At 59.8% G+C, this 26,581-nt stretch carries 23 protein-coding genes; 21 read left to right on the forward strand and 2 right to left on the reverse strand.

The features are described from left to right. Nucleotide 1: 1 nt before the first annotated feature. The 21 genes from tssC (at nucleotide 2) to QDT79_RS19455 (ending at nucleotide 25,086) form a co-directional block, all read left to right on the forward strand. Entirely contained in the window at nucleotides 2-1,507 is a 1,506-nt protein-coding gene (gene tssC / locus QDT79_RS19355) for a type VI secretion system contractile sheath large subunit (RefSeq protein WP_016927259.1), read from the forward strand. A 67-nt stretch (nucleotides 1,508-1,574) separates the two neighbouring features. Then, a complete protein-coding gene (locus QDT79_RS19360; protein ID WP_107226392.1) occupies nucleotides 1,575-1,958 on the forward strand; it encodes a Rap1a/Tai family immunity protein in 384 nt (127 codons plus the stop codon). Between the two features lie 263 nt (nucleotides 1,959-2,221). Beyond that, nucleotides 2,222-2,704 (forward strand): Hcp family type VI secretion system effector, encoded by a 483-nt coding sequence (locus QDT79_RS19365; RefSeq protein ID WP_004961372.1) that lies wholly within the window; start codon nucleotides 2,222-2,224, stop codon nucleotides 2,702-2,704. A 58-nt stretch (nucleotides 2,705-2,762) separates the two neighbouring features. Further along, complete coding sequence (locus QDT79_RS19370) at nucleotides 2,763-3,248, forward strand: type VI secretion system amidase effector protein Tae4 (RefSeq protein ID WP_074181220.1); 486 nt, start codon at nucleotides 2,763-2,765, stop codon at nucleotides 3,246-3,248. Then, complete coding sequence (locus QDT79_RS19375; protein WP_107226393.1) at nucleotides 3,245-3,604, forward strand: T6SS amidase immunity protein Tai4 family protein; 360 nt, start codon at nucleotides 3,245-3,247, stop codon at nucleotides 3,602-3,604. The genes QDT79_RS19370 and QDT79_RS19375 overlap by 4 nt, the downstream gene beginning before the upstream one ends. A 159-nt stretch (nucleotides 3,605-3,763) precedes the next feature. Further along, a complete protein-coding gene (locus QDT79_RS19380; protein ID WP_107226394.1) occupies nucleotides 3,764-4,222 on the forward strand; it encodes a T6SS amidase immunity protein Tai4 family protein in 459 nt (152 codons plus the stop codon). A gap of 18 nt (nucleotides 4,223-4,240) precedes the next feature. Beyond that, nucleotides 4,241-4,588 carry a T6SS amidase immunity protein Tai4 family protein gene (locus tag QDT79_RS19385; protein ID WP_369919367.1) on the forward strand — a complete coding sequence of 116 codons (348 nt, stop codon included), beginning with the start codon at nucleotides 4,241-4,243 and terminating at the stop codon, nucleotides 4,586-4,588. Nucleotides 4,589-4,831: 243 nt separating this feature from the next. Next, entirely contained in the window at nucleotides 4,832-6,559 is a 1,728-nt protein-coding gene (gene tagH / locus QDT79_RS19390) for a type VI secretion system-associated FHA domain protein TagH (protein WP_308316923.1), read from the forward strand. After that, nucleotides 6,559-7,332 carry a PP2C family protein-serine/threonine phosphatase gene (locus QDT79_RS19395; protein WP_015378289.1) on the forward strand — a complete coding sequence of 258 codons (774 nt, stop codon included), beginning with the start codon at nucleotides 6,559-6,561 and terminating at the stop codon, nucleotides 7,330-7,332. Before tagH ends, QDT79_RS19395 begins: the two co-directional genes overlap by 1 nt. Nucleotides 7,333-7,360: 28 nt before the next feature. Then, nucleotides 7,361-8,347, forward strand: a complete 987-nt coding sequence (locus QDT79_RS19400; protein ID WP_308316924.1) for a type VI secretion system-associated protein — start codon at nucleotides 7,361-7,363, stop codon at nucleotides 8,345-8,347. Nucleotides 8,348-8,362: 15 nt separating this feature from the next. Continuing rightward, nucleotides 8,363-9,184 carry a type VI secretion system accessory protein TagJ gene (locus tag QDT79_RS19405; protein ID WP_308316925.1) on the forward strand — a complete coding sequence of 274 codons (822 nt, stop codon included), beginning with the start codon at nucleotides 8,363-8,365 and terminating at the stop codon, nucleotides 9,182-9,184. A 2-nt stretch (nucleotides 9,185-9,186) separates the two neighbouring features. Next, on the forward strand, nucleotides 9,187-9,762 hold the full coding sequence (locus QDT79_RS19410; RefSeq protein WP_038876749.1) for a type VI secretion system baseplate subunit TssE: 576 nt from the start codon (nucleotides 9,187-9,189) through the stop codon (nucleotides 9,760-9,762). 4 nt (nucleotides 9,763-9,766) lie between these two features. Beyond that, nucleotides 9,767-11,653, forward strand: a complete 1,887-nt coding sequence (tssF, locus tag QDT79_RS19415; protein WP_063990295.1) for a type VI secretion system baseplate subunit TssF — start codon at nucleotides 9,767-9,769, stop codon at nucleotides 11,651-11,653. Next, nucleotides 11,650-12,720 carry a type VI secretion system baseplate subunit TssG gene (gene tssG, locus QDT79_RS19420; RefSeq protein ID WP_308316926.1) on the forward strand — a complete coding sequence of 357 codons (1,071 nt, stop codon included), beginning with the start codon at nucleotides 11,650-11,652 and terminating at the stop codon, nucleotides 12,718-12,720. Before tssF ends, tssG begins: the two co-directional genes overlap by 4 nt. Before the next feature lie 56 nt (nucleotides 12,721-12,776). Then, on the forward strand, nucleotides 12,777-15,431 hold the full coding sequence (gene tssH, locus QDT79_RS19425) for a type VI secretion system ATPase TssH (RefSeq protein WP_308316927.1): 2,655 nt from the start codon (nucleotides 12,777-12,779) through the stop codon (nucleotides 15,429-15,431). Between the two features lie 49 nt (nucleotides 15,432-15,480). After that, the gene (locus QDT79_RS19430) at nucleotides 15,481-16,926 is read left to right on the forward strand and encodes a serine/threonine protein kinase (RefSeq protein ID WP_308316928.1); all 1,446 of its coding nucleotides are present in this window, start codon (nucleotides 15,481-15,483) and stop codon (nucleotides 16,924-16,926) included. Nucleotides 16,927-17,069: 143 nt separating this feature from the next. Then, nucleotides 17,070-18,998: a type VI secretion system Vgr family protein gene (locus QDT79_RS19435; RefSeq protein WP_308316929.1), complete on the forward strand. Its 1,929-nt coding sequence runs from the start codon at nucleotides 17,070-17,072 to the stop codon at nucleotides 18,996-18,998. Nucleotides 18,999-19,053: 55 nt separating this feature from the next. Beyond that, a complete protein-coding gene (locus QDT79_RS19440) occupies nucleotides 19,054-19,500 on the forward strand; it encodes a DcrB-related protein (RefSeq protein WP_107226401.1) in 447 nt (148 codons plus the stop codon). Continuing rightward, complete coding sequence (locus tag QDT79_RS19445; protein ID WP_308316930.1) at nucleotides 19,493-23,953, forward strand: glycohydrolase toxin TNT-related protein; 4,461 nt, start codon at nucleotides 19,493-19,495, stop codon at nucleotides 23,951-23,953. The genes QDT79_RS19440 and QDT79_RS19445 overlap by 8 nt, the downstream gene beginning before the upstream one ends. 6 nt (nucleotides 23,954-23,959) lie before the next feature. Continuing rightward, nucleotides 23,960-24,334: a hypothetical protein gene (locus QDT79_RS19450; RefSeq protein WP_107226402.1), complete on the forward strand. Its 375-nt coding sequence runs from the start codon at nucleotides 23,960-23,962 to the stop codon at nucleotides 24,332-24,334. A gap of 53 nt (nucleotides 24,335-24,387) precedes the next feature. Beyond that, a complete protein-coding gene (locus QDT79_RS19455) occupies nucleotides 24,388-25,086 on the forward strand; it encodes a hypothetical protein (protein ID WP_107226403.1) in 699 nt (232 codons plus the stop codon). A gap of 90 nt (nucleotides 25,087-25,176) precedes the next feature. On the opposite strand, the gene sbmC is transcribed toward QDT79_RS19455, so the two are convergent. Together sbmC and kynA are read right to left on the reverse strand one after the other, a co-directional pair. Then, entirely contained in the window at nucleotides 25,177-25,644 is a 468-nt protein-coding gene (sbmC, locus tag QDT79_RS19460; RefSeq protein ID WP_308316932.1) for a DNA gyrase inhibitor SbmC, read from the reverse strand. Between the two features lie 23 nt (nucleotides 25,645-25,667). After that, a complete protein-coding gene (gene kynA, locus QDT79_RS19465; protein ID WP_308316933.1) occupies nucleotides 25,668-26,510 on the reverse strand; it encodes a tryptophan 2,3-dioxygenase in 843 nt (280 codons plus the stop codon). Between the last annotated feature and the right edge of the window lie 71 nt (nucleotides 26,511-26,581).

Consider the following 26,581-nt stretch of genomic DNA (forward strand, 5'->3'; position numbering starts at 1 on the left):
GATGAGCAACTCGCCTCAGCAACAAAATGCGTTGCAGACCACCGAGACTTTTTCCAGCGATGAATTCAGCGCGCTGCTGAATAAAGAGTTCCGGCCGAAGACCGATCAGGCCAAAGAAGCGGTCGAGAACGCGGTGAAAACCCTGGCGCAGCAGGCGCTGGAAAACACCGTCACCGTCTCTTCCGACGCCTACCGCACCATTCAGGCGCTGATTGCGGAAATCGACGAAAAGCTGTCGCAGCAGATCAACCAGATCATTCACCACGACGACTTCCAGAAGCTGGAAGGCGCCTGGCACGGCCTGCATTATCTGGTCAACAACTCCGAAACCGACGAGATGCTGAAGATCCGCTTCATGAGCATTTCCAAGCAGGAGCTGGGCCGCACGCTGAAGCGTTATAAGGGCGTGGGCTGGGACCAGAGCCCGATCTTCAAGAAAGTCTATGAAGAAGAGTATGGCCAGTTCGGCGGCGAGCCGTTCGGCTGCCTGGTGGGCGACTACTACTTCGATCACAGCCCGCAGGACGTGGAGCTGCTGGGCGAAATGGCCAAGATCGGCGCTGCCTCGCACTGCCCGTTCATCGCCGGCACCGCGCCAAGCGTGATGCAGATGGAGTCCTGGCAGGAGCTGTCCAACCCGCGCGATCTGACCAAGATTTTCCAGAACACCGAGTACGCCGCCTGGCGCAGCCTGCGTGAGTCGGAAGACGCGCGCTACCTGGGCCTGGTGATGCCGCGTTTCCTGGCGCGCCTGCCATACGGCATCCGCACCAACCCGGTGGACGAGTTTGACTTCGAAGAAGACACCGACGGCGCGACCCACGGCAATTACACCTGGACCAACGCCGCCTACGCCATGGCCGCCAACATCAACCGTTCGTTCAAAGAGTTCGGCTGGTGCACCGCCATTCGCGGGGTGGAATCCGGCGGCGCGGTGGAAAACCTGCCGTGCCACACCTTCCCGAGCGACGACGGCGGCGTAGACATGAAGTGCCCGACCGAGATCGCCATCAGCGATCGCCGCGAAGCCGAGCTGGCTAAAAACGGCTTTATGCCGCTGGTGCACCGCAAAAACTCCGACTTCGCCGCCTTTATCGGCGCGCAGTCGCTGCAGAAACCGGCGGAATACTACGACGCCGACGCCTCCGCCAACGCCCAGCTTTCCGCGCGCCTGCCGTACCTGTTCGCCTGCTGCCGCTTCGCGCACTACCTGAAGTGCATCGTGCGCGACAAAATTGGCTCCTTCCGCGAGCGCGACGACATGGAACGCTGGCTGAACGACTGGATCATGAACTACGTGGACGGCGATCCGGCCAACTCCTCGCAGGAAACCAAGTCGCGCAAACCGCTGGCCGCGGCGGAAGTGCAGGTGGAAGAGATCGAAGACAACCCGGGCTATTACAGCGCCAAGTTCTTCCTGCGCCCGCACTACCAGCTGGAAGGCCTGACCGTCTCCCTGCGCCTGGTGTCGAAGCTGCCTTCGCTGAAGCAAAACGACGCGTCTTGATGGACTGAAGTCAGGCCGCGGTAGTGCGGCCTGGCTGATACATCAACCTCATCACAGGGAAAGAAAGATGAAGACAAAACGGTTTTATCTGGCATCGCTGTTGGCTGTCGTCTGCTCGCTCTCCGCCGTGCCGCCAGCTTTCGCAGAGCAGACATCGATAGCGCATTTGACGTCCGATGATGTCAATCTGCCAGGCAGTGACTTTTTCCGTTTCTATCGCAGTGCAGATAAACAGGAAAAAGAGAAAGCGCGGATTTATTTGCTGGGCGTGCTGGACGCGACGGAAGGAAAAAGCTGGTGCCAATACAGCCAGCTACAAACCGTCACTCTGCAGGAGTTTGTGTTCGAATTCTTTAATAAACTTCCCGCTGCGCGCCTGCACGAAAGGGCTGCCCCCCTGATTGAAGAGGCTCTGGTGACTCGCTTCCCCTGCAAAGGAGGCAAAGCATGAAACCTTTATATCATCAGCTTATCGTAGGCAATCCAGATCGCACGTGGAATCAAGATAACGCGAAATAATGAAGCATTGAGCCATTAGCACTTAATAGTGGCTCGGTAACCCGTACCGATAGTTTTCGGTATTTAAGAAGGTGCATGGCACAAGGATATAAATTGGTAATGCATTACCACACTTGCAATTCCTGCTGCTATTACCTGAGTTTTTCAACGTAACGTTAATACTACTGTTAACCCTTAATAAAGAGTGAAGAAACTATGGCTATTGATATGTTCCTGAAAGTTGAAGGTGCCAGCGGCGAATCTAAAGATTCGAATCACAAAGGCTGGACCGACATTACTTCTTTCTCCTGGGGCGCTTCTCAACCGGGCAATATGGGCGTTGGCGGCGGCGGTGGCGCCGGTAAAGTGTGCTTCAACGATCTGCACGTTAACGCGCTGGTCGACAAGTCAACCCCGGCGCTGCTGAAGCACTGCTCCAGCGGTAAGCACCTGACCAAGGTTGAGTTGTCTGTCTGCAAGGCGGGCGGTACTCAGGTTGAGTACGTTAAAATCACCCTGGACGACGTGCTGGTCACCGCCGTGCAGTACACCGGCGCAGGCGGTGAAGACACCGTGGGCGTCACCTACTCCTTCCAGGCGGCGAAAGTGAAACAGCAATACTGGGAGCAGAGCGACAAAGGCGGCAAAGGCGCCGAAAGCAGCGCAGGTTGGAACATTAAGGAAAACCGCGAAGCTTAATTTGCCTGCCCCCGGCTACGGCCGGGGGTTCATAACATGGATACAATGGAGAGTCAGGATGAAAAAACCTCTATTTGGGCCCGCATGGATTCGTTTCTCTGAAGTCAATATCAATGTAAAAAAAGTGGGTGCATTGATTGGTGGAAAAGTAGAAAGCAATATTGAAAGCGGTATTTTTGAAAATGCTTGTCCTATACGAATGAGTTATGTACTCAACTATACAGGCATACCAATTCCCTCTAACTCCGGTTATGCGACTGTGTCTGGTAAAGATAAAAAATGGTATCTTTATCGTGTTAACGATATGATTCTCTTTTTAGAAAAGAACTTCGGCAAGCCTGATATCACGGTGAAATCCCCTACCCCAGCTAAATTTTCAGGTAAAAAAGGGATAATGGTTATACAAGGAAATGGCTGGCGAAATGCCAGAGGACATGTCACATTATGGAACGGTGACATTTGCTCTGACTCTTGTCATTTCATGGGGGATCCTGAGAATGGATCTTTTGTTCCTGAAGTCGCATCACTTTGGATATTAAAATGAAGACTACCCACATCGCCCTTGCTCTTCTTCTCGTTTCTCCTATATTGCTGGCGGAAGATATAAAAATAGAAAACTTACCTCAAAGCGAAATTTATGAAAATTGGCTGGTTAGCCGCTGTATTGGGAAGTCTACTGACTCAGAAAAAACCAAGCAAGATGCCTTCCGTTCCGCTTCCGCTTATTTAGAATTCAGTAAACTCCCCATGGATGCATTCGAACAAGGCGAAAAACTGGCTGAACAGTACGCAAATAAAAATAGTCAAGGCTCAGTTAAAGGAAGTTATCATACTTTAGATTGCCTTTCGCTGCAGAGTTCCAGTGAGGCTAAAGCCATCTTCGAACGTTACTCTAACTAATAATTAATGTTGTAGGTTGCAATTTTATAAAACCATCAACTTAAGCAAATTAGAGTTTTATTAATTATTTTCACTGGGTATTAGCCATCAAGCATTGAGATACTCATGCGCTGGTTATCTACCACTCTGCACAAACCATACGGATTTTGGAGTGTTGAGATGAAAAAAATCCTTATCTCTTTTCTTTGTATATATGCTACTTGTGCTATAGCACAGAAAAATCAAGAAGAACCTATTGAAAAGTGGCCACCGCAAGCGGCGTACAGAAACTATTTGCAAAACTACAAGGATATTGCTCTAACCTACTGCATTTCCGTCGCTTATAAGACATCACCAGAAGCCAGCAAAGATGCAGTTGCCTCATCGAATGGAATCGATGCGTGGTCATACTATGCAATTCGTGATGAAGAATCCCCTATCATTGCGCTGACAAAGCAGTACTTGCAAAAGAATTACAATGCTAAGGATGGGAAAAGCCGCTTAGACTTAATGAAGTGCATGGATATGTACCATAGTAAAGATCTTGACAAACTTGCGAAAGACTATGTACAGCGCCCTAATGATAATTGGGTGAAAGACAATCCGGATAGAGTAAATGAAAATCCTCCTCGGAAATAATCAGTGAAAAGAATCTTACTGACTGTGGCCATCGCCGCAACGTTGAACGCTAATGCAGCGACAAAAATTGACTACTCCCCTGCCGAGTACCTCAAAAACTACGCGCTTAGCGTTTGTATCGCCGAGGGATACTCAGCAAAAGAAGTCAAAAACGATGCCGCCGCCGCTGCTCGGGGTTACACGGAATTCGGCGAATATTCTCTGGAAGCGCATACCGCTGTCAGGGCGCTGGCAAAAGAATTTCTGGCAAAGCACTATGACAGCATGTCTGGGGAGCCGATGACGATGGCAAAGTGCATCGATCTTGTACATAGCCAAGCATTGCAAGCCATCATCAAGAAGTACCAAGGGAAAGACGACAACTGATATCAGAATTAGTTATGAGAGAGCCGTTACCCTTGAGATGTTCAACGGAATTTTATTTCACCTTCTTATTCCATAATTCTTTCAATTAATAATAAAAGCATTTAGTAAAATTAAGACTACAACAAGCCTTAGTGAACGAGTTAAGAAACAACTTAACGGCTTGCCAAAATACCCGCAAATTTTGGCAAGCCATAGATCGAATCATTAATTATTGCACTACCTCCTAATCAGCAGGAATGCCTTATGCGATTTTCCATTGTAAAAAATAAAAGCGGCCAGGTTCCGCCGCAGAGCAGTTGCGATTTTCTGCCGCCGGGCGGCACCATCGGCCGCAGCGTGGACAACAACCTGGTGCTGCCGGACGAAGAGCGCGCCATTTCCCGCCTGCAGGCGATCGTGCATATTTCCGCTGACGGCGAATGCCGCATCACCAACCGCGGCAACGTTACCCGCGTGCTGCTGAACGACATTCCGCTGGAACGTGGCCGCCAGGTTGAACTGCAGGACGGCGACGTGCTCGGCATCGACGATTACCAGATTGAAGTCAGCGCGCTGCACCAGCACGCCGCGCCACAGGCTCAACCGGTGGCCAAGGCCGCCGCCGTTGCCGCTGCGGCGGCCCCAACAGCCGCCGCCAAAGAAAAATCCGCCGCGCCCATCCCCAACGAAATCTGGGACAGCCTGGTGGAAGAATTTACCCCGAATGCGCCGGCCGCCGTCACGCCGCCGCCGGTCGCCAATCCTGGCAACCACCCGCTGCTGGATACCCCCGCTCGCGAGCTGAACCCGGCCGATCCGCTGGCGCAGCTGGCGGGCGATGTCGATCTGCGCCAGCTGCAGCAGCAGCAAACCGATCCGGCGGCGCTGTTCAACACCGACACCACCTTTGAGCGCGAACACATCCTGGCCGATACCACCCCCAGCGCGCTGTTGGCGGAACAGGCTGCGCCAGCGCGGCCGGTAACCCCGGCTCAGAATGCGCAGCAACCGGAGCAAGAGCTGGATCCGCTGGCGCTGTTCGGCGGTTCATCCGCTCCCGCGTCGCCCGAGACGCTAAACAGCAACGATCCGCTGGGGCTGCTGATGGGCGGCGCCGTGCCGCTGGCTCAGCCGGAGGAGCCGGTACAGCCGCCCGCACCGCCGCCGATCGCCGCACAACCGCAAGCGCCACGCCCAGAGCGGACGCCGCCACCCGTGCAGACGCCTGAGCCACAGCCCCAACCTGCACCGCAGTTCAGCCGGCAGGAACCGCCCGTGCAGCCGCCGCGCCCGCGCCAGGGCAACCGCCTGGGCATCGATCCGGTCGCCTACCAGTCCGCTCAGCGGCAGCACGCCGCCGCGCCGAATGGCGACACCTTAGAGGGGCCGCTGCTGGCGGCGCTGCTGCAAGGCATTGGTCTCGACGATCTGCAGCCGCAGCCGCATTTCGACGAACAACAGATCCGCCAGGCCGGTCGCCTGCTGAGCCTGTTCTCGCAAGGCACCGTCGCCCTGCTCTCATCCCGCTCGATCCTCAAGCGAGGCGTGAAGGCCGAGATGACCATGATCCTCGACGAGGCCAACAACCCGTTCAAGCTGCTGCCTTCGGGCAAAACGGTGCTGATGCAGATGTTCGGCAGCCAGATGCCGGGCTTTATGCCGCCGGAGCAGGCGGTGCGCGACGCGCTGATCGACCTGCAGGCGCACCAGCTGGGAATGATCGCCGGTATTCGCGCCATCATCGCCGCCATGCTGCAGTCGTTTAACCCGGAGCGCCTCGAAGAGGAAGCGCGCAAGGAAGGCGTGGCGCCGCGCCTGTCGCTGCCCGCCAACCGCAAGGCTGCGCTGTGGGACTACTTCGTGAAGAACTATCAGCAAACCTCCGGCGAGATCGAGGACGATTTCCACACCCTGTTCGGCGAAGCCTTCCTGCACGCCTATGACGTTGAAGTGAATCAATACAAAGACTCACAGACCAAACCGGACGCGTAATGAATATCACCATAGCCTCTACCTCCAACCAGGGCGGCCGCGCCTCCAACCAGGATCAGACCGGCGAGGTGCTCGGCAACCGCGCCGCCTGCTTCGTGGTGTGCGACGGCATCGCCGGCTTTCCGGGCGGCGATATCGCCGCCAAACTGGCGCGCGACACCATTTTGCAAAACTTCGACGGCGAAAAGCACCTGAACGCCCAGAGCATTCGTCAGCACATCACGCGCGCCAACGCCGCCATCCACCAGCAGCAGCGACAGTCGGACGAATACAGCAAGATGGGCACCACGCTGGTCAGCCTGTTTATCGATCGCGATTACCAGCTGGCCTACTGGGCGCACGCCGGCGACAGCCGCCTGTACCTGTTCCGCCGCGGCTACCTGCATGCCGTCACCACCGACCACAGCCTGATCCAGCAGATGCAGGACGCCGGTTATCAGACCAACGGCATCAACAGCAACCTGCTGTATTTCGCGCTGGGGCTGAACGAAGAGCGCGACGCCACCTACAGCGACGTGCTGCAGCTGGAAGACGGCGACGTTTTCCTGCTGTGCACCGACGGCTTCTGGCACAGCTTCAGCCAGGCCGAGCTGGAACAGTCGCTGCACATGGTCAACTCCCCCAGCGAGTGGATCGCCCTGATGCAGCAGGCATGGAAGAAAAACAATAACAGCGATAACTACAGCGCTATCGCCGTCTGGATTGGCTCACCGCAGGAAACCACCCTGCTGCATTCGCTGGCGGATGCGGAGCGGTTTCTGAGCCGCGACTGAGCAGCGCACATTCACAGCAAGGTTCACTATGAAATATTGGATGCCGGGGCTCGTCGCCCTGATGGCGGTACCGACCGCGCAGGCGATGAACTATCGCCTGGTTTACTCCCCCAGCCAGAAGCTGGAAGTGTTTATCGATGACGTCAAAAACAGCAATCCGGCAAGCTGGTGCGGCAAGAGCATCCCGCTGCGCATCGTCTCGGCGCAAAGCCAAGATCCGGCGGTGCTGAACGACTTTCTGCCGCGCGTCGGCAATCTGCTGGAAAAGCAGTGCCCCAAAGCCGGCCACCTGCCCTGGACGCTGACCGACAAGCGCGGTGAAAAGCTGGCCAGCGGCGAAGCCGCCAAAGCGCGCGGCTGGAAACCGGTGGTCAAACAGGAATCCGCCGAGCAGCCGGAAACCCCGCCGCCGCCGGCGATCCCTGCGGCGGTAGCCGTGACCTCTCCGCAGGCGGACACCGCGCCGCCTCAGCGTTTCAACCTGCCGCAGGGCTGCCACTTCCGCACCTTCTGGCATGACGACGCCAACGGCGGCGCGCTGTTCATTCCCGCCGGCGACGCGCTGCGCTGCGGCGAGGACGGCTGGCTGCAGGGCAGCGGCGCGGTCACGCTGCAACAGGGCGGCCAAACCCTCTCGCCGACATTGTGGTTCCTGCAGGGCTATCCGCTGGCGCAGATCAACGGCGGCGATCGCGCGCTGACCGTCGTCAGCGCCAACGCCCAACGGCTGGTTCTGGGCGGTAACCCGCAGGCGCCGGGCAGCTTCCTGCTGCTGAGATTCGAACCGAAGCTGCACGCCTGGGCGTTCAACGGCGAAGCGATCGTTGAAATGCCGCGCATCGACGCCGCTGACGAGAACAAGGTCAAACAGCGCCTGCAGCAGGCGCAAACCGCCTGGCAACCGCTGCTGAACGCCCCCGCTCCGCTGACCTTCAAGCTGGTGGAAAAGCTGGCCGCAGACCGGGTCGATCCCGCCAGCGGCAGCTACCTGTCGGTTAACGGCGCCACTCACTGATTATAAGGAAAGCCTGTGAAATCATTAGCAAGCATGCTGCAAGGCCAGTCGATTGGCGCGGCCATCACCGCCGTCGAAAACGAGATCAAGGCGAAACCGGCGGATGCCGACCTGCGCGCCGCGCTGGTGCAACTGCTGTGCCTGAGCGGCAACTGGACGCGCGCCAACGCGCAGCTGAAATCCTGGCAGGCGCTGAAACCGATCGCCCAACCAACCACCTTGCTGCTGGCGCAGTCGATTAACGCCGAGCTGCAACGCCAGGCGGTGTTCGCCGGCACGGCCGCGCCGGCGCTGCTGCGGCAGGATCAGCCCTGGCTGAAACTGATGGTGCAGGCGCTGCAGCAGGATGCGCAAGGCGCGGCCGAGCAGGCCCAGGCGCTGCGCGATGAAGCGCTGGAAGCCGCCCCGGCCGGCGCCGGGCGGTTAACGCTGGCCGAAGGCGACCAAGAACGGCAGCTGCGTTTCGACTGGCTGACCGACGGTGACGGCCGCCTCGGGCCGGTATGCGAGCTGGCGCTGAACGGCGTTTACTACTGGCTGCCGTTCGCCGATATCGCCGCGATCCAGTTCCAGGCGCCGCAGAGCGCCATCGATCTGGTGTGGAGCCATGCGCTGGTGCGCCTCACCGACGGCCGCGAACAGGTGTGCCAACTGCCCGCCCGTTATCCGCTGGCCGAAGGCAGCGACGACGCGCTGCTGCTGGGCAAGCGCACCGAATGGCAACCGCTGGGCGACGGCACCCACTATGCGGGGCTGGGCCTGAAGACCTGGCTCAGCGAAAGCGACGAATTCCCGCTGCACAGCCTGCGGCAGCTGAGCTTCGACGCGAGCGCCTGAACATGAACGATAAGCGCCCCCCCCATTACGACGGCGGCGATCTGCGCCGCCAGGGCTATCGCTATCGTCAGGACAGCGAGCGCCTGACGTCGCGCGACAAAATGCAGCCGGTGCTGCTCGACATGCTGACCGACGACGAACCGCAGAAAAAGCAGGAGGCGCAGGTGCGCAACCTGGTGTCGCACAGCGAGCTGCGCCGCCGGGTGCTGCGCGATCTGCAGTGGCTGTTCAACTGCGTCAACAGCGAATCCAATCTGGATCTGGGCGATTTTCCGCAGGTGCGGCGCTCCACCCTGAATTACGGCATCGCCTCGCTGGCGGGCAAGCGCATGTCGGACATCGAATGGCTCGACATTCAGCGCGCGCTGACCGAGTCCATTCTTCATTTCGAACCGCGCATTTTGCCCGAGGGGCTGCAGGTGCGCTGCATCTCGGACACCGGCTCGCTGGAGCTGCACAACGTGCTGTCGATCGAAATCAAGGGCCGCCTGTGGTGCGTGCCCTATCCGCTGGAGTTTCTGTTCCGTACCGACGTGGATCTGGAAAACGGCCACTTCGATCTGAAAGACATAGGGTAAGGCGATGGACAGTAAACTTTTAGATTATTACAACCGCGAGCTGGCCTATCTGCGTGAGATGGGCGCCGAGTTCGCCGAACAGTACCCGAAGGTCGCGGGCCGTCTCGGCATGCGCGGCATCGACGTGGCGGATCCCTATATCGAGCGTCTGATGGAGGGCTTCGCCTTCCTCACCTCGCGCGTGCAGCTGAAAATGGACGCCGAGTTCCCGCGCTTTTCTCAGCGCTTGCTGGAGATCATCTACCCCAACTACCTGTCGCCGACGCCGTCGATGGCGATCGCCGAGCTGCAGCCGGACAGCAGCAAAGGCGACATCAGCAACGGCTTCGTGGTGCCGCGCGGCACCATGATGGACAGCCAGACGCTGAAGAAAAGCGGCATCACCTGCAGCTACACCACGGCGCATGACGTCACGCTGCAGCCGGTGCGCATCGCCGGCGTCGAGCTGGGCGGCATTCCGGCCGATATTCCGCTGGCCTCGCTGGGGCTGCAGCACAGCGGCTGCGTCAGCGCGCTGCGCATTCGCCTCGAGTGCTACGAAAGCGTGACGCTCAACAACCTGCAGCTGGACCAGTTGATGTTTTACCTGGCCGGGCCGGACATACAGGCGCAGCAGCTGCTGGAACTGCTGATGCAGCACAGCGTCGGGCTTGTCTGCCAAACGGTGGAGGCGCAGCCGCAGCGGCGCGCGCTGGCGCTGGACGGGCTGCGGCAGGAGGGCTTCGCCGCCGAACAGGCGCTGCTGCCCAACGACCTGCGCAACTTCGAAGGCTACCGGCTGCTGCAGGAGTACTTCGCCTTCCCGGCGCGCTTCCAGTTCTTCAGCGTCAACGGCCTGCGCCCGCTGCTGCAAAGCGTGCGCGAAGGGAAAAAGGCGCTGCGCCAGTTCGAGATCGTGGTGCTGCTGGATCGGCACGATGCCGCGCTGGAACGGGTGGTCGACGCCGCCCATTTGGCGCTGCACTGCACGCCGGTGATCAACCTGTTTCCGAAGGTCGCCGAACGCATCGCGATCAACGAAAAAAACCACGAATACCATCTGGTGGTCGACAATATCCGGCCGCTGGATTACGAAGTGTTCTCGGTGCAGCGGCTCGGCGGCAGCGCCAGCGAAAAACGCTACGAGCAAGAGTTTCGGCCGTTTTACAGCACCCTGAGCGCGGACGACGGCAACTATGGCGCCTACTTCTCGCTGCGGCGCGAACAGCGCACGCTGTCGGAGCACGCCCGCCGCTACGGCACCCGCACCGGCTATGCCGGTTCGGAAGTGTTCGTGTCGCTGGTGGACGAGCGGCAATCGCCGTGGCACAGCGATCTGAAATACCTCACCGCCGACGTATTGTGCACCAGCCGCGACCTGCCGTTGATGCTGCTGCAACAGGATCAGGGCAACTTCGTGATGCCCGACTCGATCCCGATCAAACAGGTCTCTCTGCGCAAAGGCCCCACTCCGCCGCGCCCGGCGCTGGCCGAAGGGATGATCACCTGGCGGTTGATCAGCCAGCTGCAGCTGAACTACCTCAGCATGATGGACGGCGATCCGGAACAGGGCGCCGCCAGCCTGCGCCAGTTGCTGGGGCTGTACGGCAACCTGAGCGAACCGGCGATCGCCAAACAGATCCAGGGCGTGCGCCACTGCAACCTGCGGCCGGTCTACCGGCGAGTGCCGGAGCCGGGCCCCATCGTGTTCGCGCGCGGCATCGCCATCGATCTGACGGTCGATGAGCAGGCGTTCTCCGGCAACAGCCCCTATCTGCTCGGCAGCGTGCTGGAGCGCCTGTTCTCGCGCCTGGTGGCGATGAACACCTTCACCGAGATGACGCTCTCCAGTCAGCAGCGCGGCGAAATCGCCCACTGGCAGGCGCGCATGGGCAAAAGGACGCTGATATGAACGCGGAGATGATTGCCACCGAACTGGCGCCGCCGCAGATCAACGCGCTGTATCGCCTGCCGGACGACTTCTGGCCGCGGTTGCGCAGCGCGCCTTACCAGCACGATCTGTTTCAGCTGCTGCGCCGCATCGACGCCCAGGGCGGTCAACCCTACCTGCTGGGGCGCGCGCCGCTGCCGCGCCACGAGATGCTGCGCCTGGGCCAGGAGCCGTCGCTGTCGTTCGCGCCCTCCACGCTGGCGCAGGTGGCGCCGCGCGCCAACAGCACGCTGCACGACGTCTCGATCTTCAGCTTCGGTCTGTTCGGCCCCAACGGGCCGCTGCCGCTACACCTGACCGAATACGTGCGCGAACGGGTGTACCACCATCAGGACACCACCCTGCTGGCGTTCACCAACCTGTTCCATCACCGGCTCACGCTGCTGTTTTACCGCGCCTGGGCCGATGCGCAGCCGACGGTGTCGCTGGATCGTCCAGACAACCGACGCTTCGACGAGTACCTGTCGAGCCTGATCGGCATCGGCCAGCCGGCGCAGCAGGAACGCGACAGCATCAACGCCCACGCCAAACATTTTATGGCCGGTCATCTGATTCGCCACAGCCGCGATCCGGAAGGCCTGAGCAAGATTTTGCAGCAGTATTTCAAGGTGCCGGTGCGCATCGTCGAAAACGTGCCGCACTGGCTGCGGGTGGAGCCGCGCGAGCAAGCTCGGCTCAAGGCCGGGCGCGGTGCGCCGCGGCTCGGCGAGTCGGCCTTTCTCGGCATCGCGGTGCGCGATATTCAGCACAAATTCCGCATCGAGCTGGGGCCGATGCCGCAGCGGGACTATGACCGCTTCCTGCCGGGCGCCGACCTGTGCCGGCAGCTGCGCGACTGGGTGCGCCAATACCTGGGCATCGAGTTCGTCTGGGAAGTCCGCCTGATCCTGGCGAAGGAGCAGGCGCACGGCCTCCAGCTCGGCGGCGCGCAACGACTGGGCCTGAGCAGCTGGCTGGCCGACGCTCGGCGGCAACGCGATCTCGACGATCTGATCTTCAGCCCTGAACCGCTGGAAAATCCGTTCTGACCCTATTTCGGCCGGCGCCCTGCGGCGCCAGGCCACTCTGAGACCTGAGGAAAACCATGTCTGAAATCAGCCGCTCGGTATTATTTGGCAAACTGGATAGCCTGTTATTCACCTCTCTGGAAAGTGCGACGGCGTTTTGCAAGCTGCGCGGTAACCCCTACGTCGAACTGGCGCACTGGCTACATCAGCTGATGCAATCGCCGGACGGCGATCTGCAACAGATCGTCCGCCACTTCGCGCTGGACGAGGCGCAGTTGGCGCGCGACATCGTCGAGGCGCTCGATCGCCTGCCGCGCGGCGCCAGCGCCATCTCCGATCTGTCCGAGCACATCGACAGCGCGGTAGAACGCGCCTGGGTCTATGGCTCATTGAAATTCGGCGCGGCGCGCATCCGCGGCGGCCACCTGCTGCTCGGCATCCTGAAAACCTACAGCCTGCGCCATCTGCTGAAGGCCATTTCCCCGCAGTTCGAGCGCATCAACGCCGATCTGTTGATGGAGCAGTTCGCCGCCATCACCGCTCACTCGGCGGAAAACGCCCAGGATGCGCTGGCGGAAAGCAACGCCGAGAACGTATCCGGCGCGCCGCGCAGCGGTGAAAGCGTGCTGGCGCAGTATGCCCAGGACCTGACCGCCAGAGCGCGCAACGGCGAGATCGATCCAGTGGCCGGCCGCGATGAAGAGATCCGGCAAATCATCGATATCCTGATGCGCCGCCGCCAGAACAACCCGCTGCTGACCGGCGAGGCCGGCGTCGGGAAAACCGCGGTGGTGGAAGGCCTGGCGCTGCGCATCGTGGCCGGCGACGTGCCGCCGCAGCTGCGCGACGTGAAGCTGTGCCTGCTGGACATCGGCATGCTGCAGGCCGGCGCCGGCGTCAAAGGCGAGTTTGAAAAACGGTTGCAGGCGGTGATCGACGAAGTGCAGTCCAGCCCGACGCCGCTCATCCTGTTTATCGACGAAATTCACACCCTGATCGGCGCCGGCGGCGCCCAGGGCACCGGCGACGCCGCCAACCTGCTGAAACCGGCGCTGGCGCGCGGCCAGCTGCGCACCCTCGGCGCCACCACCTGGTCGGAATACAAGAAATACATCGAGAAGGATCCGGCGCTCACCCGCCGTTTCCAGGTGGTGCAGGTACACGAGCCGAGCGAAGACAAAGCGCTGCTGATGCTGCGCAGCACCGTCAGCCCGCTGGAACAACACCACCGCGTGCTGCTGCTGGATGAAGCGGTAGACGCCGCGGTGCGGCTGTCGCATCGCTATATTCCTGCCCGCCAGTTGCCGGACAAAGCGGTGGCGCTGCTGGATACCGCTTGCGCGCGCGTGGCGGTCAGCCAACACGCCGAGCCTGCCCAGGTCGAAGACTGCCGCCACCGCATCGATGCGCTGCAGATAGAGTGGGATATCGCACGTCGCGAGGCCAAGGTGGGCATCGGCGATCCCCTGCGCCCGCAGGAGATTGAAGCCCAGCTGACCGCGCTGCGCCAGGAGTTGGAACAGTTGACCGACCGCTGGCAGCAGGAGCTGGCGCTGATCCAAGAGATCATCACACTGCGCGCCCAGCTGCACCGGCAGGAAGAAGAGTCTACTGAAGAAGAGACGCAGGCGCGCCCTGACGCCGACGCGCTGCGCGCCCAGTTGGGCGAACTGCAGCAGCAGTTAAGCGCGCTGCAAGGTGAAGCGCCGCTGATCTTCGCCGCCGTCGACGCCAATATCGTGGCGGCGGTAGTGGCCGACTGGACCGGCATCCCGCTGGGGCGCATGGTGAAAAACGAGATTGAGGCGGTGCTGCAACTCTCCGACACCCTGAACCAGCGCGTGATCGGCCAACGCCATGCGCTGGATCTGATCGCCCGCCGGGTGCGCACTTCGCGGGCGCGCCTGGACGATCCGAACAAGCCGGTCGGGGTGTTCCTGCTGGCTGGGCCATCCGGCGTCGGCAAGACCGAAACCGCGCTGGCACTGGCGGAAACCCTGTACGGCGGCGAGCAGAACGTCATCACCATCAACATGAGCGAATTCCAGGAGTCGCACACCGTTTCGACGCTGAAAGGCGCGCCTCCCGGCTATGTCGGCTACGGCGAAGGCGGCGTGCTGACCGAGGCGGTGCGCCGCCGTCCTTACAGCGTGGTGCTGTTGGACGAAATCGAGAAGGCGCACCCGGACGTGCATGAAATCTTCTTCCAGGTGTTCGACAAGGGCTGGATGGAGGACGGCGAAGGTCGCCATATCGATTTCCGCAACACCATCATCATCCTGACCTCCAACGTCGGCACCGATCTGATCGCCGGGCTGTGCAGCGATCCGGAGCTGCTGCCGGAGCCGGAGGCGCTGAGCGGCGCGCTGCGCCAGCCGCTGTTGTCGGTATTCCCGGCGGCGCTGCTCGGCCGCCTGCTGGTGGTGCCGTATTACCCGCTGACCGACGCCACGCTGGGCAACATCGTGCGCCTGCAGCTGGGGCGCATCCAGCGTCGCCTGGCGGAGAATCACGACATCGTCTGCACCTTCGACGACGCGGTCATCGAGCAGATCGTCAGCCGCTGCACCGAGGTAGAGTCCGGCGGCCGCATGGTCGACGCCATCCTGACCAACACCCTGCTGCCGCAGATCAGCCACACCCTGCTGACCGGCAGCGCCAACGACCAGCGCTATCGCCAGCTGCATATCGCGCTGCAGAACCACGAATTCATTTGTCAATTTCAGGCATAACGCCACGGCCGCCGAGACGGCGGCCTTTTGAACACAGAGAGTCATCACTATGTCGGGAACCGGGATAACCAAACCGAATTCGAACAGCCTGCCAAGCGGCTATCGATTCAACGAATTCGAGATCCAGGAAGCGATCGGCGAAGGCGGCTTCGGCATCGTCTACCGCGCCTACGATCATCAACTGGAACGCACCATCGCCATCAAGGAGTACATGCCGACCTCGCTGGCGAAACGCAACGACGATCTCAGCATCGGGCTGCGCGGCGAGCGCTTCGGCAAAACCTTCCAGGCCGGGCTGAACAGCTTTATTCAGGAGGCGCGCCTGCTGGCCCGCTTCTCGCACCCCGGCCTGCTGCACGTGCTGCGCTTCTGGGAAGAGAACGGCACCGCCTACATGGGCACCCAGTTCTACAGCGGCACCACGCTGAAGAACCTGCAGGCGCAGCAGCCGGAGAAAATCGACGAAGCGTGGATCCGGCGGCTGCTGCCGCCGCTGTTCAGCGCCATCAACACCATCCATCAGGAAGGCTACCTGCACCGCGACATCTCGCTGGATAACATCCAGATCCAGGAGAGCCAGCTGCCGGTGCTGCTGGACTTTGGATCGGCGCGCAAAGAGATCGGCAACCTGTCGGACGAAACGGAGATCATGCTGAAGCCAGGCTTCGCGCCGATCGAGCAGTACACCGAGAACAGCGACGGCGAACAGGGGCCCTGGACCGATATCTACGCGCTGGGCGCCGTGCTGCATACGCTGATCGTCGGTTCGCCGCCGCCGGTCAGCGTGGTGCGCAGCATCGAAGACAGCTATCAACCGCTGGCCGAGCGCCGCCCCGCCGGCTACTCGCCGGAGCTGCTGCGCACCGTCGACCGCGCGCTGGCGCTGAAGCCGGAAGACCGGCCGCAGACCATCGATGAAATGGCCGAGCTGTTGCATCTGCCGATCGCCGATGAGAACGAAATCATCAGCACCCCGGCCGCCGCGCCGGAGAACCTGCTGGTGGCCGCCAACCCGGCTGCCGCCGCCGCAGCCGCCGGCGCCGTTACCGCGCGCAGCACCCAATTCTCGCGGCCGATGATGGCCGGTGCCGGCGTCGCAGCGCTGCTGGTGATTGGCACCGTCGCCTGGCTGAGCGGCGGCAAGGACGATGCCCAGGCCGTAGCGCAAAACACCGAGGCGTCACCGGCGCAGAAAACCCTGACGGAGCAGCCGAGCGCGCCGCAAACCGCGCCATCTGCGCCGGTGGAACCTGAAAAGGCGGCGCCGCCACCGCAGCCAGTGGCGCTGGTGTATTTCAAACTGCAGCCGGGCGAACAGGTCAGCCTCGACGGCAAGCCGCAGCAGGTGACGCCGGGCGAAAACGGCTTCGCCAGCCTGAATCTGGCGCCGGGCCGTTATCAGTTGGAGATCCGTCACAACGATCGGCGTCGCCAGCAGCAACTCAGCATCGACACCGCCGGCACCTGGCTGGTCAATCCGGCCAGCGCCGGTTAATTCCGTTCTGAAGCCCCGTCGCGGCGGGGTTTCCCCTATTTCATGAGACTGACGCACCACTGCCCACCCTCATTGGCCGCGCGGCAAGGCCGCTGCAACGCCGGGGTATGCAGGGCAAGACGTCAATCACAGAGGACGTCCTCATGTTGGATCGCATTATTGCGCACACGCCGCTGGGCCAGGAGCAGCTGCTGTTCCGCTCACTGGACGGCATCGAAGCGCTTTCCACCCCTTTCAACTTCTCTATTGAATTGCTGAGCACCGACGCGCGGCTCGATCGCAAAGCGCTGCTCGGCCAACCGCTGACGCTGGAGATCCCGACCCAGGGCTTTCTCAGCGCCCCGCGCTACCTGAACGGCAAGATCACCGCCATCGCCGTCAGCAGCGAAGAGATCGGCGGCACCCGCTACGCGCTGTATAACCTGCACGTGCAGCCGGATCTGTGGCCGATGACCAAGGACCGCAACTTCCGCATCTTCCAGGAACAGACGGTACCGCAGATCGTCAAGACCCTGCTGGCGGAGCACAACGTGCAGCTGGAAGATCAGCTGACCGGCGACTATCGCCTGTGGGGCTACTGCGTGCAGTACAACGAAAGCAGCTTCAACTTCATCAGCCGCCTGATGGAGCTGGAGGGCATCTATTACTATTTCAAACACGAGATGGGCAAACACACGCTGGTGCTCGGGGATGCGCCCCACCACCACCAGCCCTATCCCGGCTACGAGATGATCCCCTATCACCTGACGCCGTCCGGCGGCAGCACCAGCGAGGAAGGCATCAGCCAGTGGACGTTGTCCGATCGCGTCACACCGGGCATCTACAGCCTGGACGACTACGATTTCCGCAAGCCGAACGCCTGGCTGTTCCAGGCGCGGCAAAACCCGGTCTCGCCGACGCCGGGGCAGATCGACGTCTACGACTGGCCGGGCCGCTACACCGAACATCAACAGGGGGAGTTTTACGCCCGCGTGCGCCAGGAGGCCTGGCAGGCCGAGCATCAGCAGATCCGGGGCACCGCCACCGCGTTGGGCATCGCTCCCGGCAGCACCTTTACGCTGTATAACGCCCCGCACGCCGACGACAACCGCGAGTACCTGACGCTGCAGGCCAACTACCATTTAAAAGAGAACCGCTATGCCAGCGGCGACGATCAAAGCAGCGAACACCGTATCGACTTCATCGTGCTGCCGGCGAACGTGCCCTGGCACCCGCCGCAGCAGGCCACCTGGCCGAAAACCCACGGGCCGCAGACCGCCCGGGTGGTCGGCCCGGCCGGCGAATCAATTTGGACCGACAAATACGGCCGCATCAAGGTGAAATTCCACTGGGACCGCTTCGGGCCGAAGGACGACGGCAGCTCCTGCTGGGTGCGCGTCTCCAGCGCCTGGGCCGGCCAGGGCTACGGCGGCGTGCAGATCCCGCGTGTCAACGACGAAGTGGTGGTGGACTTTATCAACGGCGATCCGGATCGGCCGATCGTCACCGGGCGCGTCTATAACGAAGCCAGCATGCCGCCGTGGGCGCTGCCGGCCGCCGCCACCCAAATGGGCTTTATGAGCCGCACCAAGGACGGCACCGCCGACAACGCCAACGCCCTGCGCTTCGAAGACAAGGCCGGCGCCGAACAGGTGTGGATCCAGGCGGAACGCAACATGGACACCCAGGTCAAAAACGATGAGAGCCACACCATCGATAACGACCACACCCATCTGGTGGGCGGCAACCAGATCAAACGGGTGGTGCTCAATCAGGCCACCGGCGTCAAAGGCGATGCCTCCGCGCTGACCGGCAAAACGCGCAGCGACGCCGTGGTCAACGCCTTTACCCTCGGCTCCGGCGAATCGCTGCGGCTGGAGTGCGGCGAAAGCGTGATCGAGCTGCTGGCGAACGGCCAAATCAACATCACCGGCACCAGCTTCAATATCACGGTGAAAGAGGACGGAGAGATCAATACCGGCGGCCAGCTGGATCTCAACCAGCCCGGCGGCGCCGCACGCACCGCCGCACCGGGCGGCGGCCATCAGGCGGCGATCCAGAGCGCCGTCGATCAGCTGTTCCCGAAATCCTGATGCCGACGCGGCCCTGCGCCGCGCCCTTTCCCCCTGATTACTTGCAAGGACATCCATGGATTACCTTTTCCAGGAAGGCTATTTCACCCTCCCCGCCATCGCCTGGCAGGACTGCACGGTCAATATTCTCAAAAACCCGCAAACCGGCGCCTCGCTGGTCATCACCCGCGGCATCATTCCGCAAGGTGCCACGCTGGAGGACGAATTCGAGAAGCAGTGGCAAGCTCTGCTGCCACAGATCAGCGATTTGCAACAGTCGCCGCGCCGGCGCATCAGCGCCGGGCCGCAGGGCCATCTCAAGGCGATTGAAGTCACCAGTCTCTTTATCCGCGCCGGACACCACCATCATCAGCATCAGTTGGCGGTGCAGCCGGACGAGAGCCAGACGTTACTGATCGTCACCTATGCCGCCATGCGCCCCTTCACCCCCGAGGATGACGCTCACTGGCAGCAGGTGAAAGCGTCGCTGGTCTTGAACACAGTGAACAATAGCCATGGCTGAGATCTGGGCAGCAAGAAAGGATGACGAACTGATCCACACCAGCGCGTTGGCGGACATCGCCAGCGCCGTCGCCGAAGTCGCGGTGTATGCGGTGGCGACCGCCGCCGTGTCCGCCGCCGCGGCAGCCGCAGCGCCGGCATTGGCAGGGGTGGCGGTGCTCGGCGCAGCGGCGACGGCGGCCTCCGGTTGCGTTGGCGCCGGGCTGATCGTCGGTTTTGCCACCAGCCTGACCGGCGTCGGGGAACATATCAGCAACGGCTGCGACGCCGTGGCCAACTGGCTCTTCCCGCCTTCCGTCTCCGGCGTCATTCTCACGGGTTCCCCCAATGTCTTCACCAACGCCAAACCGGCGGCACGCGCCGCCGGTCGCTTACTCACGCCCGCAGAGATCAAAGCGTTACCGGCGCCACAGCCGCCACAAAGCTTCTGGGATTATGGCGCCGAGCTGCTGGCCACCGGCGGTAATATCCTCTCGCAGCTGTGGCAGCCCAGCGTCGCCGGCCCCAGCCAGCCCAGCCAACCGCTGGAAGAAGATAAAATCAGCTGTGACAAACATCCGCTTCCGCAATACCTGGCGGAAGGCTCCAGTAAAGTATTTATCAACGGCCAACCGGCCGTACGCAGTAATGACCGTTCAACCTGCGAGGCGAAAGTCTCGACCGACGCCTCCAAAAATGTGCAGATCGGCGGCGGAGCGGTGGTGGTACGCGACATCAAGAGCGGCAAGCTGCCGGGTATCGGTTTAGCGTTGACCGTACTGCCGCTGCTGCTCGGTAATCCGGCCAAACTGGTTAAGAACCTGCCTTGCATGATCGGCGGCGGGCTGGCGGCGGCGGGCGTTAACGCCCTCGGTGAAGCGATCCACGCCGCCTTTAACCCGGTGCATGCCGCCACCGGCGCCAAGGTGTTGAACGGCGAAGAAGATCTGGACCTGTTGCTGCCGGCACGCTTTCCGCTGGTCTGGCAGCGCAATTACAACAGCCGCAATGACTATCAGGGACTGTTTGGCCACGGCTGGCGCACGCCTTTTGAAACCTGGGTCGATCTTGGCGACCGGGACGGCGGCGTTGAGTGTTGCCTGCATGATGAAACCGGTCGTGAGCTACGCTTCCCGCTGCCTGAGGTGAACCAGCCGAGCTTCAGCGCCGGTGAAGGGCTGATGTTCCGCCGCGGTGAAGAGGGACAGCTGCTGATCGCCGACACCGACGGCAGCGTCTGGCGGCTGTTCGTGCCGCTGCCGCAGAACCCTTCCCGCCTGCGGCTGGTGTCGTTGAGCGATGAGTACGATAACGCGCTGCTGCTGAACTACGACGAACGACAGCGCCTGAGCCGCATCGTCGACAGCGCCGGCGCCATGACATTGCGGCTGGAATACGGCGATCCGCGCTTTGACGATCGCGTCACCGCCTTGCGGCATAACGACGAACCACGCGTGCGCTACCGTTATGACGACGGCGGCAATCTGCATCAGGTGATCGACGCCGGCGGCTTGGTCACGCGTGAATTTCACTATAACGCCCAACATCTGTTGACCCGCCACCAACAGGCCGGTGGGCCCAGCTTCGAGTATCGATGGGCGATGTTCGACGACTGGCGCGTGGTGGAACACCGCGACAGCGCCGGCGGCGGCTGTACAATCGACTACGATTTGGCCGCCGGGTTAACGACGGTCACCGAGTACGACGGCTTGCGGCACCAGCACCGCTGGAACGCCCAACGGCTGATCGTCGAATATACCGACGAGCGTGGTGAGGTCTGGCATTACCAATGGAATGACGAGGACATGCTGATCGCCACGCGCGATCCGCTCGGCCACGGCTGGCATTTCCGCTACGATGAAGTCGGCAATCTGGTCGAGGAAGAAGATCCGCTCGGCCATATCCGCCTCACCGGTTGGCTACCACAGCGCGCGCTGCCGATCAGCGTCAAGGAGCCCAACGGCGCCACGCAGCATTTCTACTACGACGAGCGCCATGCCTTGATTGCCGAGATCGGTGCGCTCGGCCATAGCCAGCGCTACCTGCGCGATGGCTATGGTCAGGTGGTGCAAGCCGTCGACGCCAACGGCGGCATCAGCCATTTCGCTTATGATGAGCACGGGCAATTATTGCGCGCCCGCGATTGCTCCGGCAAACAAACCCTCTACAAATATACGGCTCAAGGCTGGCTCCGCGAGGTGACCGACGCCTCCGGCGAACGCGTTCATTACCGCTACGATGCCGCCGGCCGCCTGACACAGCTGCAGCGCGCCGAGGGCTGGCAGGAGACGCTGAGCTGGAACGCGCAGGGCCAGCTGGATCGCTATCAGGGGGCCGATGGGCGCTTGACACATTATCGCTATGACGCAGCCGGCCGCCTGCTGGCCACGCGCAATCCGCTCGATGGCGAAGTGGTGCGCCACTACGACGCCCGCGGCCGATTAACGGCGCTGTGCAACGAGAATGCGGAAAGCTACCTGTTCCATTGGACGGCCTGCAACCTGTTGCAGGAAGAAATCGGGTTGGACGGCGTCAGCACCCGCTATCGTTACGACGAATGCCGCCGGGTCGTCGAGCGCCGCTTCGCCGCCAATACCTCCGCCGCCTTCTCGCACTATTTCAGCCATGACGGCGCCGGCCAACTGGTGAGCAAACAGACGCCCGATGGAGAAACCCGCTACCGCTACAGTCCGCTCGGCCAACTGCTGCATGCCGCCAGCTACCGCGGCAACGCTTGGCATGACGAGCCGACAGCGGCTCAGAACGAGGTCAGTTTTGATTATGACTTGCTGGGGCGGGTGACCCGTGAGCAAGGTGCCAACGGTACGCTACGCTATGATTACGATCCGATGGGTAACCGCACGCAAACCACCTTGCCCGACGGACGCACGCTGCGCGCACTGTACTACGGCAGCGGCCACCTGCTGCAGCTGGCGCTGGACGATATCACCCTCAGCGAGTTCGAGCGCGACAATCTGCACCGCGAACTGAGCCGTACGCAGGGTCGCCTGACCAGCCGAGTGCATTATGATCGGCTGGGGCGCAAAGACCGGCGGGAGATCTTCAATGACAACCGCCAGCGCCCGGCGCCGGCCAGCAGCTCGCGCCAGTGGTCTTACGACTATCAAAACAACCTGACGCGCGAAGAACACAACGCCAACCCGTTCTCCTACCAGCGTTATCAGTACGATGCCACCGGTCGATTGCTGAGCCGGGACGGCACGCTGCCGGATACCGAGCGCTACCGGTACGATCCGGCATCCAACCTGCTGGATGAGGGGCAATTCCGCCAGCGGCACAACCGCGTACTGCATTATCAGGGAATTGATTACCGGTACGATGTCTTTGGCCGCACGGTGGAAAAACGCAAAGGCCACTACCGTTGGCAATATCTCTACGACGCCGATCATCGCCTCTGCGAGGTGGTGCGCTACAGCCAGCATCGCAGCGAAGCCCAGCAGCATGTGCATTTCCACTATGATCCGCTCGGGCGGCGCACGCAAAAGCGGGTGTGGCAGCAAAGTCAGGATCTGCGCCAACCGGCCGGCAAATGCCAAACCACCACGTTTTTGTGGGAAGGTTTCCGGCTGCTGCAGGAAACTCGCGACGGCATGCCCCTCACCTATGTCTATGCCGATCAGGGCAGCTATGAACCTTTGGCGCGCATCGACGGCCACGCGCCGGCCCAGGTATTTTACTTCCACACGGCGCCGAACGGCGAACCGGAAAGCCTGACCGACAGCGACGGAACGCTGCGCTGGCAGAGCCACAGCAGCGCCTGGGGCCGCATAAAGTATGAGGGAAATCAGCAAGATCTGGATTACTCCCAAAACCTGCGCCTGCATGGTCAATACCTGGATCGGGAAACGGGATTGCACTACAATTTGTTCCGCTATTACGATCCGGATATCGGCAGATTTACCCAGCACGATCCGATAGGTTTGGCCGGCGGGATCAACCTGTACCAATACGCGCCGAATCCGCTGGGTTGGGTGGATCCGTTGGGGTTGAGTTGCGGCAATTCCTGGAATAATTTTCAATCGAAGTCGAAAGGTGTTTTTGCATCCAGAAGCCAGGCATCTAAAGCTTATAATCTGTGGAAAAAACAAGATTGGGCGGCCTTAGAAAAATTCATGGGGCATGGCTCATGGCCTCCCAATAGAGGTTTTGTACAAGCAACTCCTACTACTCTTATGCCTGGAGCAAAAATTGATAGATACGGTGGCTGGACAAATAATGGCGTATTCAACGACCGAGGTACCTTTGTCTCTCCTGCTGGAGCCTCTTTTGGCAGCCGGGCATTACCGTTAGATACTCTGGAAAAACCGTATCGAGTATACGAGGTGGTTAAACCAATCCAAGCAGATATGGGGCCTGCTATACCGTGGTTTAACCAAGCTGGTGGAGGAACACAATTTGAACTGTCCAAATCCATCAGTCAACTTCTTGCAGAAGGCCGAATCCGGCCAATTTGAGGAATTATGAGCGAAAAATACTTTAGCGTGAAGAAAGATAAGCAACTATTTGATGGTAACGAAGAGCAGTTTCGTTTATTTAAAAAAGAAGTATCCATCCCTAACTCTAACGAAAAAGTACTTTATGATAACAGCTCTGCGATACCCATATGGGATATAGATGAAAACATCAGGAAGGCGATCGCAGAAAAAATAAGCGGGATAAAAGTCATAGAGTACCCATATGACCCAATACCTTCATATAAAAATGAAAATCTGGATATCTACATTCAGAAAGTAGAGTCGGAAATGCACAAAAACAGAATAACAATAATCACGGCGACGGGTGAGTCACAACCAGCAAGATATAAGATAAAGTTGCTGGGTTTCATTTTTCACTAGCGCTCTCTTAGAGGCGATCCCACTGAAATCTTTATAACACTCTGAGGTAACAGATGATGAATATTTCCTGGGATATCGCCAACTTTAATATATCAATGAAAAGCCAGTACAGTGATATCTATGAGTTAGAAAATGATATCAGTAATTTCTTTGGAAGCAGTAATTTTAGTGAAATGGACTCCCTTGACTGGTTTTTAATCAACAAGAAAACAAACGAGCTTTCTTTTTTGTTGTTGAGCGTTCCTTCTTTTTTTAAAGCATCAAGCGAGCGTCATGCCCTTGATGTTGACTCATTACGAGAAATAAAATTATCAGAATGTATCGATAGCTTCGTATCTCACGTCACTATTCAAGACGAAACAGTTTTCCAATCCAAAGAGAACATTTTAATTGTCGCATCGGATACATCGGCCATCGTTTATAAGGCACCAATCAAAGAGGGTCTTTATTTCTTGTTGGGCTGTGATTTTTCGTATCATGGTTTTTTATTGCTCAGTGCGACCCATCATATCCCCGGGGGAACACCACCATCAGATGAGACAATTTCCGATTCGTTATTCTTAAGAATGCTAGATTTGTGCAACCAAGATTTTTATGATGCCATGGACGAGCAAGATGAAAGATGTTTATCCATAATAAACCAGTTAGAGAAGGATTGTTTGGCATATCAAAAGATAGACGTTCGCTTACTGCAAATAATAGATTTTATAAAAAACCTTAAATATACATTCTATGATATAGACATGGAATAATTATCTTATGACTGTTCCTCTTTTAAATGAATCTTTAAATACCCTATCAAAAGGCTCCCAAAGAGCCTTTTGATACGCTACCGCGCCGTCTCACCACTTCTTCACCGTCTGGTAAATATCGAGGTCGAAATAGCCGTCGGCTTCGCAGTCGTTGAGATAGTGTTCGTAGCTCACCCCCTCAACCGGCTGGTAGCCGCTGGCCGGCAGCAGCTTCTGGTAGAACTCGCCCCACACCCGCTCGAAGTCGCCATCGCTGATGCGCACGTGGTAGACCGCATACTGCCCGGCGGGCAGCGTCTGCACGGTAACGCCCTCGCTGCCCACCGGCAGCGCGAAATCGTCCGCGACGCTCATCACCACGTCGGCGCGCAGCTTTTCCGGCGCCACTTCCGCCGGATCGTCCCAATACAGCACCAGCCATTTGCCGAACGGCACGCCGTGGCGCTGCCGCCATGCCAGCAGTTGCTGCGAGCCCTGCGGGATCGTCTGCGGATACGGCCCCACGACTCTCACTCCCGCCACCTTCTCCGCTGCTTTATCGATAATCCTCACGCTCATCGCCCTTATCCTCTCTCGTTATTTCAGGCGCCGATTTCGGTGCGCACGTCCAGCAGCTCGGGGAAAAAGGTCAGATCCAACGCCTTTTTCAGGAAGCTGACGCCGCTGGAACCGCCGGTGCCCGACTTGAAGCCGATGATCCGCTCCACCGTTTTCATATGGCGGAAGCGCCACAGGTGGAAGCTCTCTTCGATATCCACCAGCTTCTCCGCCATTTCATAGGCTTCCCAGTAGGTTTGCGGGTTGTCGTAGATCACTTTGAACGCCGGCAGCAGATCCGGGTTGCGCTGGTAGGGCTGCGTCCAGTCGCGCTCGAGGCACTCCTGCGGGATCGGCAGGACGTGGCGCGCCAGGTACAGCAAGTATTCGTCGTACAGGCTCGGCGCTTCGAGGATCGCCTTCAGCGCCGCGTGTTTTTCCGCATCGCTGCTGAACACCGCCAGCATCGCCGCATTCTTGTTGCCGAGCAGGAACTCGATCGAGCGGTATTGGTGCGACTGGAAGCCCGACGAGCTACCCAGCACGTCGCGAAACTCGACGTACTCCGACGGCGTCAGCGTTTCCAGCACCGCCCACTGTTCGAACAGCAGCCGCTGGATCTGTTTGACGCGCGCAAGGATTTTGAAGCAGTGGCTGAGTTTGTCCTGCTGCACCAGCCGCACCGCCGCTTGCAGCTCGTGCAGCATCAGCTTCATCCACAGTTCGGAGGTTTGGTGCTGTATCACGAACAGCATTTCGTCATGATGCGGCGGATTGGAGAGCGGGTGCTGGCAGTCCAGCAACGAGTCCAGGCACAGGTAGTCGCCGTAGCTCATGCGTTTGGAAAAATCGGTGACAATCGCGCTTTCTAATTCCCGTTTGTTCATCTGTGATCTCCGTTGCGCCCAGCGCCCCATCGGCCTGGAACGTGCCGCAAAGAGAAAACAATAGTACAGAA

Source organism: Serratia marcescens (assembly GCF_029846115.1).
Classification (GTDB): Bacteria; Pseudomonadota; Gammaproteobacteria; order Enterobacterales; family Enterobacteriaceae; genus Serratia; species Serratia marcescens_L.